Origin of the sequence: Methylomusa anaerophila, from assembly GCF_003966895.1 — a bacterium.
In the GTDB taxonomy this organism is placed as follows: domain Bacteria; phylum Bacillota; class Negativicutes; order Sporomusales; family Sporomusaceae; genus Methylomusa; species Methylomusa anaerophila.
Map to the genome: position 1 here is coordinate 3,863,996 of NZ_AP018449.1, position 15,532 is coordinate 3,879,527.

General features: G+C 43.2%; 13 protein-coding genes, 1 pseudogene and 1 other annotated feature. Of the genes and pseudogenes, 13 read left to right on the forward strand and 1 reads right to left on the reverse strand.

Annotated features, from left to right (window positions below):
• Nucleotides 1-183 precede the first annotated feature (183 nt).
• The 6 genes and pseudogenes from ytxC to MAMMFC1_RS17480 all read left to right on the forward strand — a co-directional run bounded on the left by ytxC (nt 184) and on the right by MAMMFC1_RS17480 (nt 6,030).
• A complete protein-coding gene (gene ytxC / locus MAMMFC1_RS17455; protein ID WP_232035504.1) occupies nt 184-1,104 on the forward strand; it encodes a putative sporulation protein YtxC in 921 nt (306 codons plus the stop codon).
• Between the two features lie 319 nt (nt 1,105-1,423).
• A complete protein-coding gene (thrS, locus tag MAMMFC1_RS17460; protein WP_126309743.1) occupies nt 1,424-3,334 on the forward strand; it encodes a threonine--tRNA ligase in 1,911 nt (636 codons plus the stop codon).
• A gap of 65 nt (nt 3,335-3,399) precedes the next feature.
• Nucleotides 3,400-3,530 (forward strand) — a sequence feature (ribosomal protein L20 leader region).
• 54 nt (nt 3,531-3,584) lie between these two features.
• Entirely contained in the window at nt 3,585-4,091 is a 507-nt protein-coding gene (gene infC, locus MAMMFC1_RS17465; RefSeq protein ID WP_174234386.1) for a translation initiation factor IF-3, read from the forward strand.
• A 36-nt stretch (nt 4,092-4,127) separates the two neighbouring features.
• Nucleotides 4,128-4,326, forward strand: a pseudogene (gene rpmI / locus MAMMFC1_RS17470) (50S ribosomal protein L35).
• Nucleotides 4,327-4,429: 103 nt separating this feature from the next.
• Nucleotides 4,430-4,786, forward strand: a complete 357-nt coding sequence (gene rplT, locus MAMMFC1_RS17475; RefSeq protein WP_126309745.1) for a 50S ribosomal protein L20 — start codon at nt 4,430-4,432, stop codon at nt 4,784-4,786.
• Nucleotides 4,787-5,181: 395 nt separating this feature from the next.
• Nucleotides 5,182-6,030, forward strand: a complete 849-nt coding sequence (locus MAMMFC1_RS17480) for a class II fructose-bisphosphate aldolase (RefSeq protein WP_126309746.1) — start codon at nt 5,182-5,184, stop codon at nt 6,028-6,030.
• 66 nt (nt 6,031-6,096) lie between these two features.
• On the opposite strand, the gene MAMMFC1_RS17485 is transcribed toward MAMMFC1_RS17480, so the two are convergent.
• The gene (locus MAMMFC1_RS17485) at nt 6,097-6,483 is read right to left on the reverse strand and encodes a hypothetical protein (protein ID WP_126309747.1); all 387 of its coding nucleotides are present in this window, start codon (nt 6,481-6,483) and stop codon (nt 6,097-6,099) included.
• Nucleotides 6,484-6,734: 251 nt separating this feature from the next.
• On the opposite strand from MAMMFC1_RS17485, the gene MAMMFC1_RS17490 reads away from it, so the two are divergent.
• The 7 genes from MAMMFC1_RS17490 (at nt 6,735) to MAMMFC1_RS17520 (ending at nt 15,428) form a co-directional block, all read left to right on the forward strand.
• Nucleotides 6,735-7,562, forward strand: a complete 828-nt coding sequence (locus MAMMFC1_RS17490) for a TrmH family RNA methyltransferase (RefSeq protein WP_126309748.1) — start codon at nt 6,735-6,737, stop codon at nt 7,560-7,562.
• Between the two features lie 55 nt (nt 7,563-7,617).
• On the forward strand, nt 7,618-7,707 hold the full coding sequence (locus tag MAMMFC1_RS22975; protein ID WP_126309749.1) for a YqzL family protein: 90 nt from the start codon (nt 7,618-7,620) through the stop codon (nt 7,705-7,707).
• A 279-nt stretch (nt 7,708-7,986) separates the two neighbouring features.
• On the forward strand, nt 7,987-9,009 hold the full coding sequence (pheS, locus tag MAMMFC1_RS17500) for a phenylalanine--tRNA ligase subunit alpha (protein ID WP_126309750.1): 1,023 nt from the start codon (nt 7,987-7,989) through the stop codon (nt 9,007-9,009).
• 23 nt (nt 9,010-9,032) lie between these two features.
• Nucleotides 9,033-11,462, forward strand: coding sequence for a phenylalanine--tRNA ligase subunit beta (pheT, locus tag MAMMFC1_RS17505; protein ID WP_126309751.1), 2,430 nt, complete (start codon nt 9,033-9,035; stop codon nt 11,460-11,462).
• Between the two features lie 292 nt (nt 11,463-11,754).
• A complete protein-coding gene (locus tag MAMMFC1_RS17510; protein ID WP_126309752.1) occupies nt 11,755-12,003 on the forward strand; it encodes a cell division protein ZapA in 249 nt (82 codons plus the stop codon).
• Between the two features lie 87 nt (nt 12,004-12,090).
• Entirely contained in the window at nt 12,091-12,759 is a 669-nt protein-coding gene (locus tag MAMMFC1_RS17515; protein WP_408631217.1) for a DUF421 domain-containing protein, read from the forward strand.
• Between the two features lie 143 nt (nt 12,760-12,902).
• Nucleotides 12,903-15,428, forward strand: a complete 2,526-nt coding sequence (locus tag MAMMFC1_RS17520; protein WP_126309753.1) for a DUF3656 domain-containing U32 family peptidase — start codon at nt 12,903-12,905, stop codon at nt 15,426-15,428.
• Nucleotides 15,429-15,532 lie beyond the last annotated feature (104 nt).

A 15,532-nucleotide genomic window follows, 5' to 3' on the forward strand; every position in this document is an offset into this window, starting at 1 on the left:
CTTGGGCAACAGTCTTTAATGGCAATGGAAGTGTTATGTTAGCTTCTGAAATGTTACAACAACCCCTGCGAAAGTAGCGGTTGTTATTTTATTTACTGCAAGGCTGATGTTACACTCTAAATGCTAATGCTGTTGTATGCAAATATCATGAGGCACATATAATATATCAAGAAGGGAGTGAGGGTGGTGAAGCTACTTTCTATTGGTATAAATGGTGCTGTCGATGAAATACGTGAAAAACTGGTACAGGGTTGCGGATCACTGGTAGAGGAAGGATTCTCAATCGCATTTGAGGAAATGAAAAGAGGCGGTTATACTTTTTTGAGTTGTAACGTTAGTGAAGGTGAACTGTCCTTCCGTAACTATGAACGCATTAAAAATTTGTTAAAAGATGATGCTTCTCGAATTTTAGCCAACTGGATTGTAGAGCATGAGGAGCTTAATATAGTAAATAAAATTATCGAACAGAATTATCATTATTTCAATCCGGATGAACGGCAATCTGTGCGGAAAAATACTCTCGCTACCTTACATAGTGCTAATTCCTGCGACAACTTAGGTTTTAGTGCTGCTGCCCGGCATAAATTAATACTCAATAGAATAATGGAATATTTAGATAATCACCATGAACTCGTAATGGAGGGATTTGTTAATTTTCGGTTGAAAGACTATCACCAAAAGCTATCTCTTACAGTAGACCGCGTGGTTGATGATTTTATGATGGAATTAGAATATAAAGAGTTTATTCGTGTCTTACGTTATTTTGTGGATGTTCAGGAGCCTAGGGTAGAGGAAGCCCATGTAATCATCAGTGGCAACGGCAACTTCAAAATATTGGATCAAAATAGCAACGCAATAAGCAATCAGTATCTGGATAACCTGGTACTAAAATCACAAAGCACTGCTGATATTAATGAAATCAGTCAAGAAGATTTACTGATTAGTGCGCTGATCACAATTGCTCCCCATAGTATAATTATTCACAGTTCAAGTCATGCAAGGGATCAAGACATCCTTGAGACTGTCAAAAACGTATTTGACGGCAGGGTTATTCTATGCAAAGGCTGCGAGATGTGCAAAGTGGAGAGCTTGACAAAGCGATAAAATTTGGTTATAATCGCTTGTAATTGATATAATCGACAATGGTAATGATGAGGACATGACAATATACCGAGAGGCTTTACAGAGAGAGGATGTCGCAGGCTGAAAACATCTTTAGGCAAACCGCCGTATTGTTACCACCTCTAAACTGCACAACTGAACTTTAATTAAGTTGTGCCGGGACTATTCCCGTTATCAAGCATGAGAAGGCCTTTATGGCCAAAGCAGGGTGGAACCACGGGTGTATACTCTCGTCCCTTTCGGGGTGAGAGTATTTTATTTTGCTTTTGATCTATTGTCTAAAGCTAAAGGAGGAACATACATGAGCAAGGTTAAAATTGTTCTTAAGGATGGGGCTGTGAGGGAATATGAGCAAGGCACTACCCTTGGCCAGCTTGCGGAATCAATTAGCCGTGGCTTGGCCAAGGCTGCCTTAGTTGCCAAGGTTGACGGTCACGTAGTGGATTTGAATAGTAAACTTGGAACAGATGCAAATGTAGAATTTGTAACATTCGAAACCCAAGAAGGTAAAGATGCCTTCCGCCATACTGCTTCTCACATTTTGGCCCAGGCTGTCAAGCGTTTATATGGTGATGTTAAACTTGGTATTGGTCCGTCTATTGCGAACGGTTTTTATTACGACTTTGATACTTCCCACACTTTTACTCCGGAAGATTTGGTAAAAATTCAAGCAGAGATGGAGAAAATCGTAAAAGAAGATTTGCCTTTACAGCGTATGACAGCCGGCAGGGAAGAGGCAATCCGGATGTTTGGCGAAAGAGGAGAAAATTATAAGCAGGAACTGATTCAGGATTTGCCGGCAGATGTTGAGATTTCTTTATATAAACAAGGAGAATTTATAGATTTGTGTGCCGGTCCGCACGTGCCGTCCACCGGCAAAATTAAATCCATTAAGTTGCAGAGTATTGCCGGCGCTTACTGGCGTGGTGATGAAAAGCGAAAAATGCTTCAGCGCATATATGGCACAGCTTTCGAAAAGAAGGCTGACCTGGATGCTTATATTACAATGCTGGAGGAAGCGGTCAAGCGGGACCATCGTAAGCTTGGCAAGGAATTAGGGCTGTTCAGTATTGAGGAAGAAGGGCCGGGATTTCCGTTTTTCCATCCTAAAGGAATGGTCATCCGCAACGAACTTGAAACATTCTGGCGCAAGCTTCATAATCAGTATCGCTATCAGGAAATTAAGACACCGATTATTCTTAACCAAAAACTGTGGCAGCAATCCGGACACTGGGATCACTACAAGCAAAACATGTATTTTACGAAAATTGACGAAGAAGGATATGCGGTTAAACCCATGAATTGCCCGGGCGGTATATTGGTTTACCGCTCACAGCATCATAGTTATCGGGACCTTCCTTTAAGAATGTGTGAGCTTGGCTTGGTGCATCGCCACGAAATTTCCGGGGCGTTACACGGTCTCATGCGGGTACGCAGCTTTACCCAAGATGATGCTCATATTTTCATGCTTCCTTCGCAGATTAAGAGTGAAATCAAAGGTGTAATTGAGCTCTTCAATAGGGTTTATGGCGTCTTTGGTCTTTCTTATCACTGCGAATTGAGCACCAAGCCCGAAAAAGCCATGGGTTCGGATGAGATATGGGAATTAGCAACCAGTGCTTTGCAAGAGGCGTTGGAAGAACTCAATATGCCATATAAAATTAATCCGGGAGACGGTGCATTCTACGGTCCGAAGATTGATTTTCATTTACGCGACTCTATTGGACGTACGTGGCAGTGCGGCACTATCCAGCTTGACATGCTAATGCCGGAAAAATTCGACCTAACTTACATTGGCGAAGATGGGCAGAAACATCGCCCGGTTATGATTCACCGTGTGGCTTTCGGAAGCATGGAGAGGTTTATCGGCATACTGATCGAACACTATGCCGGCGCTTTCCCCGTATGGCTGGCACCGGTACAAGTTAAAATTCTTCCCATCACCGAGCGTCATGCTGTTTATGCCCGAGACCTTGAAGAATGGATGCGAGGTCAGGATATCCGCGTAGAAATTGATGACCGAAATGAAAAAATCGGTTATAAAATCCGGGAAGGACAGCTTGAAAAAGTTCCATACATGCTTGTCGTTGGCGATAAAGAGGTTGAAACCCGCAGTGTCGCTGTAAGAAAACGGGGGGAAGGCGATATAGGGACAATGCCTGTAGACAAGTTTATTAATCAAGTTTCTGGCGAAATTAAAGAAAAAATATAGAATAACGACTGTTTGTGCTTGACTTAATTTAAATCCAATGTTAATATTATGAAGTAGTAAAATACGTAATCAAGTAGAAGCCATCCGCTTCTCACCTTACAACGCATAAGCTGTTCGTGAGGTTGATATGGATTGTAGCATTCTTTTTGTGTGCTATCGGGCGGGTGGAATTTTCCACTCGCATTTTATATTGCTTTATTGACTGAAAACTATTTGGAGGTGTGCGGCAATTAGCAAAGAAAATACTAATTTGAAGATTAATGAGGAGATTCGGGCTAAAGAAGTTCGCCTAGTCAGCAGTGCCAATGAGCAACTTGGTATTATTTCTTTAAGGGACGCTTTGCGTTTAGCTGCTGAACAAAACCTTGATTTGGTTGAGGTAGCTCCCACTGCCAAACCGCCGGTATGCCGGATAATGGATTTTGGTAAATTTAGATATGAGCAGCAAAAGCGTGAAAAAGAAGTAAAGAAAAAACAAAAAGTTATTACTGTAAAAGAAGTTAAAATTCGTCCTAATATTGAAGATCATGATTTTAACGTAAAACTTAAAAATGCTCAGCGTTTTTTGGATGACGGCGACAAGGTTAAAGCTACCATCATGTTCCGGGGAAGGGAACTCTCTCATCCGGAATTAGGCAAGCAAGTTTTGGTCCGGATGGCTACCTTACTTAAAGATATTGCTACTGTTGAACGTGATCCCAAGCTTGAAGGAAAAAATATGATTATGATTCTAGCTCCTAAGCCACACAATCCGTAGCTTAGCCTATAAATTTAGAAAGGGGAGATACCCATCATGCCAAAAATCAAAACCCGCCGAAGCGCCGCTAAACGTTTTAAAGTTACCGGCACCGGCGAATTTAAACGCGCGAAAGCCTTTAAAAGTCATATTTTGGAAAAAAAAATCGCCATCACGTAAACGTAATTTGCGTAAGGCAGGTTTGGTTAGTAAGTCCGATCATGAACGTGTAACCAAAATGCTTCCTTACGCTTAATAAGCATGTTTTAGAAAAGCACGCAATCCTAACCTAATGTTAGGAGTTTGGAGAAACAGACTCTAATATTTTTAATTCATAGTGATAACAGGAGGTTACGTACATGCCAAGAGTAAAAAAAGGCGTGACTGCACATAGACGTCACAAAAAGATTCTTAAACTTGCCAAAGGATATCGCGGATCTAAGAGTACACTTTTCAAAAAGGCCAATGAAACTGTAATGAAGGCGCTGTATTACGCTCGCCGTGACCGTCGAGCCAAAAAGGGTGATTTTCGTAAGTTGTGGATTACCCGTATCAATGCTGCCGCCCGTATTAACGGTATCTCTTACAGTCAGATGATTAACGGCCTGAAAAAGGCTGGTGTTGAAGTTAATCGTAAAATGCTGGCAGACATGGCTGTAAACGATATATCGGCTTTTAGCAAACTGGCCAGCACTGCCAAAGAACAGCTGCATTAATTGTCTAATATGTCGCATTAAAAAATTGACATCCGGGTGTTAGGATAAGCTGAGGTTAAGCGACAGCGTCGAAGCGTTCCTAATACCCGGATATAATTTCAATTTTTTAATACGTTCCATATAGAGCCAGCCTGTGTCAAACTCCCGGTAATACTGCCCGGGAGTTTTTGTATTTTTTTGTATAATATTATAAATATTTGGAATCACTACTATATAATTGCAGTTATGGCGTCTGTAAAGTGAAAAATTTGACTTTTTAAATATTTGCAGCAACTATGCTAGTTAAGCAGGTTTTTTCAAGAAGGTAGCGAATACAATATAACAAAAACTTAATGCAAACTTAACATTGCTTAATCCTTGCTTAATGTTCAAAAAACTGAAAAGGAGGAATTGCCATGGCTTTGGTAACACTGAAAGAACTACTTCAGGATGCAAGAAAAAGAAAGTATGCCGTTGGGGGATATAATGTATTTAATTTTGAGACATTAGGCGCAGTAATTGAAGTAGCCGAGGAATTAAAAACCCCTTTGGTGATTGGAATTCCCGAGCGTTTGTTCAAGTTTGTGGATGTTGATACTCTGAGTGCGGCGATGGTAAGAGCGGCGCTGAAGTCGCCAATGCCTATTGCGTTGCATCTGGATCATGGTTATACTTACGAAGGAATGATGAAAGCTATTCGCTGGGGATTTACTTCCATTATGTTTGACGGATCCTCATTGTGTTTCGAAGAAAATTTAAAACGGACGAAAGATATTACACGCATAGCCCATTCTCTCGGAATTTCTGTCGAGGGTGAATTGGGCTATGTTGGTTGTTATGGAGCTACGAAAGATATTAACGAAGAAAACTTGGTGAAGCCGGAGACGGCGCTTGATTTTGTGGAAAAAACCAAGATTGATGCGCTGGCAATAGCAGTGGGTACAAACCATGGAGCCTACCATGGCAGTCCGAAATTAAACTTCTCCCGTCTGGCTGAACTTAATAATAAAGTCAGTGTGCCTTTAGTTCTGCACGGTGGATCTAAATTAAGCAAAGATGATTATCAAAACTCTATACGATCTGGCATTGCAAAGATAAACATCGCGACCGATACTTCTTTAGTTGCCGGGGAAACTCTGAAAAACGAACTTGCCCAAAACCAAACAGCTAACTATGTTCATCTAATGTCCATCGTAAAAAAAGGGGTCAAAAACTCGATACGCAAGTATATGCTGTCCTTTGACTGCATCTCCAAAGCAATGTAATGTAGATAGTTCGGGGCAATTCGATAGTTGAGATCTTAAGATCCCTGGCATTCCCAGGGATCTTTTTTATACTTCACCGCCGGCTTGTTTAATTATATTGACAGCTTCCTCCACTTTAGATTCGGGTACAAAGGTTATCACGGAAAAGGCATAACCGCCGGCCATACCGTAACCGCGTAAACTAAAACCGCTGACAGAAGGATCTGAACCCATTAAAATCCGTGATGATGCATTGTCTTCATGGGAAGTATTCATCGAAAAGAGGGTTAAACCCGTAAGAGTTTCAGCCCGATTTAAAGCATCATTACGTTCAGGGTCATAAGCAACTCCGTAGCGGCTTGTTCTTTTCAGGTTGGTATCGGTAAAGCCGGCTGCCGCCAGTAAATCGACAGCTGCCTGAGCTTTGGTACTGGACGGAAAGTAGGAAATGACCGCTTGCTCTTTTTCTTGCATAATTAATCCTCCCTTATTCCAATATTAATCTTGAGTTACCTCTTTGATATAGTTTGTCCAAATTCATATAGACTTTGCAAAATACGAGTATTATAATTGGTGATGTGAATTTATTGGAAGTGGAGTGGAAAGTATTGGGGGCAACTTGCAAAGATAGTCAACTTGCCGAATGCAGCAGAGCGGCAATTAATCCTTCGGACAACTCGTTGTTCTTGATCGCACTGAAGATATCAAAAACTGGAGGAATTTGAATGGCCGAGATCATCACCAGTTCCTCCAATAAATTAATAAAACAAGTGGCATCGCTCAAACAGAAAAAGTATCGGGATGAACTAGGAATGTTTGTAACGGAGGGCGTCCGGCTTGTAGAAGAAAGTTTATCTTCCGGTTGGCAGATTAGCCTCTGTATTTATACCCCTTCCGCGGCAAAACGAGAAAAGGTAAATGCTATGTTAGAGCGACTTGCTGCTATGAATTGCAGACTGGTCCAGGTACCGGAAGAGGTATACGGAAAAATATCAGATACGGAGCAGCCCCAAGGTATTTTAACAGTGATAAAAAAGCAGTCTTTCACCCTGCAAGAAATCGTAAAATCGGTGTATCCGCTGCTGGTAATTCTAGATGGGGTACAAGATCCCGGTAATGCGGGAACCATCATTCGTACGGCGGATGCGGCCGGTTGTACGGGAGTCGTTATGCTGAAAGGGTCTGTTGACGTATTTTGCACCAAAGCAACCCGTGCGGCCATGGGATCCCTATTTCATCTGCCTATTGTGGAAGGTATTGCTCCGGAGGAGTTGGTGCCTAAACTTCACCAAAATGGTATACTTCTATACGTTACGTCGCTGGAAGGAGCAAATATGTATTATGAGGCTAATTTCCGAATGCCGGCAGCCATTATGTTTGGCAACGAAGGTAGTGGGATTAGCCGAGAATTGCTGGACATAGCTCAAACTCGGCTAAATATTCCGCTATACGGTAAGGCAGAGTCATTAAATGTTTCAGTGGCAGCAGGAATCATTTTATATGAAGCAGTACGGCAGCGGCGTCCTTGTAATTTGACTGTCCCTATGTTATAATACCTTTAGCAATGACCTGAAATTGCCAACGTAGGCAGAGAGGGCGTGGTCTTAGATGGTGGCCGCCGAATTCTTCTGGAGAGTCTTTGAAGCTACTGGTTCCATTGCTGCATATCTGTGGTACAAAAGATTAATGACGCAATAATTATAATTGAATATTATTGTACGATGATAGAGAGAGTATGTTTGTCTGATTCCACAGGGAGGATGCCTGCCGGAGATTGAGAGCAGCGCCGAATACAGTCTAACAGAAGTTCACTCTTGAGTATCCGGACTGAAGAGCATCTTGTGTAGGTCCGGCGTTTGTTCCCCGTTAGAGGAAAGTAAGCAATAAAATAGGGTGGTACCGCGAAGTACGACTTTCGCCCCTTAGATGGGTGAAGGTCGTTTTTTATTTGTCTAATATTACTATTGGGAGGCTTATATGGAAGAGCAACTGCGTTCGTTACGGCAAACTGCACTTAAAGAGCTGTCAAAGGCAAACAATATAGACAGCGTAAATGAACTAAAAGTTAAGTACTTGGGTAAAAAGGGTTTGCTGACAGGTGTACTGAGAGGATTGGGAGCTTTAAGCCCGGAAGAAAGACCGCGGCTTGGTCAAATTGTCAACGAAGTGAGAACGGAACTGGAACATAATATTTCCACTAAACTTGAGAAATTAAAACAAGCAGAACTTGCCGACCGCTTGGCCTCGGAAAAAATCGATGTAACATTGCCGGGACGTATGGTGTCTATGGGACATCAGCATCCTTTAACTTTAACCCTGAACCGTATTAAAGAAACCTTTATGCGAATGGGATTTGATGTTGCCGAAGGGCCTGAAGTTGAAAACGATTATTATAACTTTGAGGCTCTGAATCTACCGCAGGATCATCCGGCCAGGGATATGCAGGATTCATTCTACATTACTAAGGACTTTCTCTTAAGAACACATACTTCACCGGTCCAAGTCAGAACCATGCAGGCCGTTGAACCCAATAGTCCGATTCGTATTATTGCACCCGGTACAGTATACAGGAGAGATTACGATGCGACTCACTCTCCCATGTTCCACCAGGTTGAGGGGCTGGTAATCGGTAAAGGAATTCGTTTTTCTGATTTGAAAGGCACTCTCGAATTATTTGTGCAAGAGATATTCGGTAATAAGGTAAAGGTACGTTTTAGACCGAGCTTCTTCCCATTCACCGAACCCAGCGCTGAAGTTGACATTTCTTGCGTTATGTGTGAAGGAGATGGCTGCAGGGTGTGTTCCGGTACAGGCTGGCTGGAAATACTGGGTTCCGGCATGGTCCATCCCCGCGTACTGGCAATGAGCAATTACAACCCTTCAATAGTAAGCGGCTTTGCCTTTGGCATGGGTATCGAACGTATTGCTATGCTGGTTTATGGCATTGATGATTTGAGGTTGTTTTTCGATAATGATATACGGTTTTTACGACAATTCTAGAAGATGAGAAAAGGAGAAACGTTATGCGCGCATCGATAAAATGGCTTAAAGACTATGTAGACATAAACGAAACTCCCGAAAAGCTTGCCGATATGCTGACTATGGCAGGTATCCCGGTGGCCGGTATTGAGTATCTGGGGCAAAATATTGAGGGAGTTGTAACCGGAAAAATTGTTGATATTGCACCCCATCCAGATGCCGACAAATTATCAGTTTGCAGAGTAGATAGCGGCTCCGAAGTGTTAACTATCGTCACTGGCGCAACCAATATTCGCAAAGAGGATATAGTGCCGGTAGCAACCGTAGGGGCGAAACTGCCAAACGGCATGACTATACAGCCGGCAAAACTGCGGGGGATGATGTCTTGCGGCATGTTATGTTCAACCGACGAACTCAACATTGACAGTAAGATTGTCCCACCCGAAGCCCGCAACGGAATTTACATTTTAGCGGCTGAAACTCCTGTTGGCGTGGATGTCAGGACTGCTCTCGGACTTGATGATGTGGTATTAGAATTTGAACTGACCGCCAATCGCGCAGACTGTTTTAGTATTTTAGGACTTGCCAGGGAAATTGCTGTTTTGACTGGCAGTAATATAAAAAAGCCTATGCTCAGCTTGCGTGAATCAGCGCCGGATAAAGTGAATGGTTTGGCTGATATTCATATTGATGACCCGTCTCTGTGCGCCAGGTTTGCCGCCCGTATCTTTAGGGAAGTAAAAATAGGCCCTTCGCCTGTTTGGATTCAGCAGCGCATTCAGGCAGCCGGTATGAGACCCATTAATAATGTTGTTGACGTAACAAATTTTGTCATGCTTGAATTGGGGCAACCGCTTCATGCTTATGATTACGACTTATTATCCTGTCACAGCATTATCGTGCGAAATCCAAATCCGGGAGAAAAAATTACTACATTAGACGGAGTGAAAAGAGAGCTTGAGCCGGATATGCTGGTAATAGCGGATGCGGTTCAGCCGGTAGGCATAGCCGGAGTTATGGGGGGACTGGCAACTGAGGTTACAAAAAATACTCATACGGTACTCTTGGAAGCCGCATCTTTTAAAGGGACCAGTATTCGGCGCACCTCCCGCGCCTTAAGTCTCAGATCAGAAGCTTCCGGCAGATTTGAGCGGGGGGTGGATACTGCGAATGTAATAAGAGCTTTGGACCGGGCGGCCAAACTTCTGGAAGATATGGGGGCATGCAAAGTTTGCCAGGGAATTCTGGACGTATACCCTGGGGTTCAGCTTCCTAAACAGATTACATTTTCTGCGCAAGAGATAAATGCCTATTTGGGTACCGATATTCCTAAAAAAACCATGTTGGACATTTTCAAACGCTTAGAGTTCGAAGTTGATGTTCAAGGAGATTGTATTACCGTCACGGTCCCTACGTGGCGGGGAGATGTAACAGTTGCGGCTGACATTAGTGAAGAAATTGCCAGAATTTACGGTTACGATAATGTGCCTTCCACAACACCGGTGGGAAGCATGGCCAAAGGCAGCCAAAGCTATACCCAAACTATTATTGACACAGTTAAGGGTTTATTAGCGGGTATAGGATTTTCGGAGACGATGTCTTTAAGTTTTTCTCACCCTCAGGTTTTGGATAAATTAAACGTGCCTGCCGACAGCCGCTTACGCCGGACGATTGAAGTTCTTAACCCGATAACTGAAGATTTTCCAGTTCTCAGAACTACTCTTTTGGGTGGTATGATGGAAACAATCGCCAGAAACTTATCCAGGAAAAATGATGACTTAAAACTATATGAAGTAGGCACCGTATATTTGCCGGCTAGGCTTCCGCTAAGTGATTTTCCTTCCGAACCGGTAATGCTCTGCGGCGCGTTAACGGGAAGACGTCATGAGTTATTATGGAACCAATCAAAAGAGTCTGTTGATTTTTACGATGCTAAGGGAGCTGTTGAATGTATTCTGGAAGGTTTGGGTATTTCCGGATATCAGGTTTCCAGTGCTGAACATGTGTCGCTGCATCCGGGGAAAACTGCCCAATTTATCGTTGATGGCAATGTAATCGGCTATGCAGGGGAAATCCATCCTTCCGTTCTTGATGCTTTTGACATTAACCGCAAAGTATACTTGTTTGAGGTAAATGTTGAGGCATTGGAAAAGCACGCCAGCCTTATTAGTGAGTATCAGTCTCTGCCTAAATATCCGGCGATTACGCGGGATTTAGCCATAGTATTGCCTGACAATGTCCAGGCGGGACAGGTGGAACAAGCGATAATCAGCAGTGCCGGACCGCTCTTAACCGGCGTGCAATTGTTTGATGTTTATTGCGGCAAACAAGTGCCGGAAGGTTTCCGTAGCTTGGCATTTTCATTAACTTTCCGTTCAAATGACAGAACGTTAACAGATGAAGAAATTGATACCCTTCATAAACAAATTGTTATTCACATAGAGAATACTTTTGCAGCCAAACTAAGAGTATAGCAAAACACTGTTTACCATGCATGACGGGCAAGTATGCCCGTCTCAGGCTGTTGAAAAACTTCGCCTAGCGTCGTTGCTCCTCAGAGCCCTTGCTTGCGTACCCCCGAAGTACGCGGCGCGGCGGGCTCTTCCGGTGCGCCTAGCTATGCTCGCTTTTGAACAGCCTGGGGTTTGTCGGCAAGCTGTGACGGGCAAGTATGCCCGTCTTTTTCTCTAAATTAGGCAGGAAATGTATTTCCTGGGTCGAAAAATACATAATAGGTTGGTAAGAGATATAAGGTCAGGTGAAACGATGGCTGAGAAGACAAATAGAGTTACGGTTGAAATATTTGGCGAAAACTATGCGCTTAAGGGCAATGTAGAACCGGAACAGGTTGTACAATTAGCGGCAATACTAGATAAACGCATGAAGAAAATAGCCAGATCTAATCCTAAATTACCACCAATCAAAGTCGCTGTATTAGCAGCTTTGCATATTGTCGATGAATACTTGAAACTTGAAGAAGATTACATTGCACTTATTGACGAGATGAAAAAATAGCAGTATCATTTTGTTTGAGAACATGATGAATTACGGTATAACACTCCTGACAGTATGTAATAATAACATCAGGAAAGGAGTGGTATCGTGTTGGAAATTGGGGCTGTTGGGCAGGTATTCCTACGGTTAGTTATATTGTTCGTTGCTGCGTTGTTTGTTGTTAGGATAATGGGAAACCGCACAGTCGGCCAACTTTCCCCATTTGATTTTGTAATCATGGTAGGAATAGGCGATATTATTGTAGCAGGCGCTATGGACCGGAACCCCACTTTAATTGCGGGGGCAGAGGGTCTGCTTGCTCTATTGGTTCTTCAGCAGGTAATTGCATATTTGGCCTTAAAAAATACCACCCTCAGAAAATGGTTTGAAGGTATCCCTATAACTCTGGTGAAAGATGGAAAAATATTAAAAGATAATTTTAATAAAACTCAGTTTAATTTTGATGATTTGCGTCAGGAACTTCATAAAAAGGGCTTGGATTTTACTGATTTAAAAGATATACAGCTTGCACGTCTTGAAAGTTGCGGCGAATTCAGTTTGATCAGGACTCCCGAAACTGAACCGCTAACAAAGCGGGATTTTGAGAACTATATTAAAAGTATATATGAGAATCCCCTTAGTCTAACTGGCGAAAAGTGGGCGAAGTTTGAAAGCTTTATGAACGACGTTGATTATCTGGCAACATATATCAAACAGTTGAATCAAAATCTTCCTTCTCAATCAGACAATCAAGTTATCAAAAATATAAACAATTAAAAAATAGGAAAGACCTGCATTAACAAGGAGGAAGGGCATGCCCTTCTTCTTTTACTGTATCGACGGTCATGCAGTTGACATCTTGGGGATTGAGGAAAGGGTGCACTGGCTTTGGTTTGGCATTTAGAAAGGGTGAATCATTTGTGATTGAACTGCTTGCTCCGGTTGGTAGCCGTGAAGCATTGATCGCGGCTGTCGAAAGCGGTGCTAACGCCGTTTATTTAGGGGGAAAAATGTTCGGAGCGCGGCATTACGCTGCTAATTTTACTGACGAAGAACTTTCCGCGGCGGTGCGTTTTGCTCACTTCCGCGGTGTGTCGGTCTTTGTAACTGTCAATACGCTTGTTGACGATAACGAAATTCCAGTGCTGGTTAATTCTCTCCAGCATCTCTATGATATTGGTGCTGACGCTATTATTGTACAGGACTTGGGCGTTGCCGTCGTTGCCAAAAAAGTAGCTCCCCAGTTACCTGTTCATGCCAGTACCCAGATGACTGTACATAACATAGAGGGAGTAAAATTTTTAGCGAACTTGGGATTTACCAGAGTAGTGCTGGCAAGAGAACTTTCATTGACTGAGATTGAATTGATATGTAAAGAAGTTAAAAATGAAGCTAAAAAAATCAATGTCGAAATTGAAATATTTGTCCATGGAGCACTATGCATCTGTTACTCCGGACAATGTCTTATGAGCAGTATGATCGGCGGCAGGAGCGGCAACAGAGGCCGTTGCGCCCAACCTTGCCGGTTACCTTATACGCTTGTTGATGCTCAAGGTATAAACCTACTGGAACATCGCAATGCCGGTGAATATTTGCTTAGCCCCAAAGACTTAAATACCATTGATTTGTTACCGCACCTTATTGAAACAGGCGTAACTTCTTTTAAGATTGAGGGACGCATGAAACGTCCCGAATATGTGGCAGTAGTTGTTGATACGTACCGGCGCGCAATTGATTCTTACTTAAGCAGTAAAGAAGGGTTTTCCGTATCGGAGCAAGACAAAAAGGATGTCACCCAAATTTTCAACAGAGACTTTACAACTGGATATTTGATCAATAAACCCGGACGCAACATGATAAGTGACCGGCGGCCGAATAACCGGGGAGTGCGCGTCGGGCGGGTAATCAGTTACAATCCCGATTCTGGAAGGGCTGTGCTTAAGCTGGATGAGCCGCTGCAAGTTGGTGATATTATTGAATTCTGGGTGAAAGTTGGGGGACGTGTCAATACTACCGTGACATCACTAGCAGTTAAAGGACAATCTGTCGCCGAGGCGCCTGCGGCTACGGAGGTTTCTGTTTCCGTACCGACGCCGGTCCGCGTAAATGACCGGGTTTTTAAGGTTTACGACCGCCGGCTTATGGACAAGGCCAGGGCGTTTTTCACAGGCCCCGCTGCAGTGCGGCGTATTCCGGTAGATATCATTGTAGCGGTGGCCCAAGGGCAGCCATTATCCATTGAAATGCAGGATGCGGACGGGTTTGTAGGAATGGCAAAGACGTCTTTTGTAGCGGAAAAAGCTCTTAAAAGACCTTTGACGAAAGAGATCATCGCCAAGCAAGTTGAACGTCTAGGTACTACCATATTTGAATTACGGGAACTGACTTGCAACATTACCGGCGAAGTGATGGTACCTGTCAGCGAGATTAATGATGCCAGACGCCGGGCTGTTGAACAACTGGAGAAGACACGCTTGGCCAGGTTTTCTAGAGAACAGCTTAGGAGAAAGGAATTTAGTCTGGCAGATATATTGCCTGTTCCTGTTAAAAACGCACTTAAGAGCAATAAACCGGATCTGGTGGTAAATGTTGATAGTGTTGAGAAAGCAGCGGCGGCGGCTACCAGTGGAGCAGACATTATCATGTTCGGCGGTGAAAATTTTACTGGCAACGTTATTTCCCGTAATGACTACCTGGGGGCATTAGATATCAGCCGCGACAGCGGGAAAAAAATTATTTTTAATACCCCGCGTATTGTGAGATTTTGGCAAATGAAAGATTTAGTGCCCGAGCTTGAGTGGCTAGCCGGGCTTAAGCCTGATGCGATTAGTGTCGCCAATATCGGTACGCTTTATCTGTTAAATGGGTTTTCAACAGTGCTGCTACACGGTGACTATCCATTGAATATTTATAATTCGATTACTACCCGCTTTTTGGCAGGGAACGGACTGGTTAGTTTGACTTTGTCACCAGAGTTAAATTTTGCGCAGGTTGAAGAATTGGCAGGTAAATCGAATATAATATTGGAATGTTTAGTTCATGGCCACATGACATTGATGATTTCTGAGTATTGTGTAGCAGGCAGTTACCTGGGTGAACTTCACAATGATGATTGTCAACGAAAGTGTTTAACAGGCAGGTATTGGTTGAAAGACAGAAAAAATGAAAGATTTCCGGTTGTATCGGACCAATACTGCCGCATGCATATTTTAAACGCTAAGGAATTATCCATGCTGCCCCACATCCCCAAGCTGTGCCGAAGTGGTATCGGCCGTTTACGGATTGAAGCAAAATATATGGCAACTGAGGAAGTCGGTCGAATTACCCGATTGTATCGGGAATTAATGGATTTGGGTGAAGATCATCCTCTGATTGCAAAAGATAAGGCTGATTCCATGGAACATCCCAATATAACGCGGGGACATTATTTCCGTGGTGTATTGTAGGCCTTTAAACTTGACAGACTACTGGCAACCTAGTGGTCTGTCTACACTGAAATCATAATTACTTCGCGGGCCTTTTTCCGCCATGCTTCGTTGTCGTCAGCTTA

Coding starts and splice junctions, on each gene's coding strand:
- thrS (WP_126309743.1), top strand. CDS start 1,424: ATGAGCAAGGTTAAAATTGTTCTTAAGGATGGGGCTGTGAGGGAATAT.
- rplT (WP_126309745.1), top strand. CDS start 4,430: ATGCCAAGAGTAAAAAAAGGCGTGACTGCACATAGACGTCACAAAAAG.
- MAMMFC1_RS17480 (WP_126309746.1), top strand. CDS start 5,182: ATGGCTTTGGTAACACTGAAAGAACTACTTCAGGATGCAAGAAAAAGA.
- MAMMFC1_RS17485 (WP_126309747.1), bottom strand. CDS start 6,483: ATGCAAGAAAAAGAGCAAGCGGTCATTTCCTACTTTCCGTCCAGTACC.
- MAMMFC1_RS17490 (WP_126309748.1), top strand. CDS start 6,735: ATGGCCGAGATCATCACCAGTTCCTCCAATAAATTAATAAAACAAGTG.
- MAMMFC1_RS22975 (WP_126309749.1), top strand. CDS start 7,618: ATGGTGGCCGCCGAATTCTTCTGGAGAGTCTTTGAAGCTACTGGTTCC.
- pheS (WP_126309750.1), top strand. CDS start 7,987: ATGGAAGAGCAACTGCGTTCGTTACGGCAAACTGCACTTAAAGAGCTG.
- pheT (WP_126309751.1), top strand. CDS start 9,033: ATGCGCGCATCGATAAAATGGCTTAAAGACTATGTAGACATAAACGAA.
- MAMMFC1_RS17510 (WP_126309752.1), top strand. CDS start 11,755: ATGGCTGAGAAGACAAATAGAGTTACGGTTGAAATATTTGGCGAAAAC.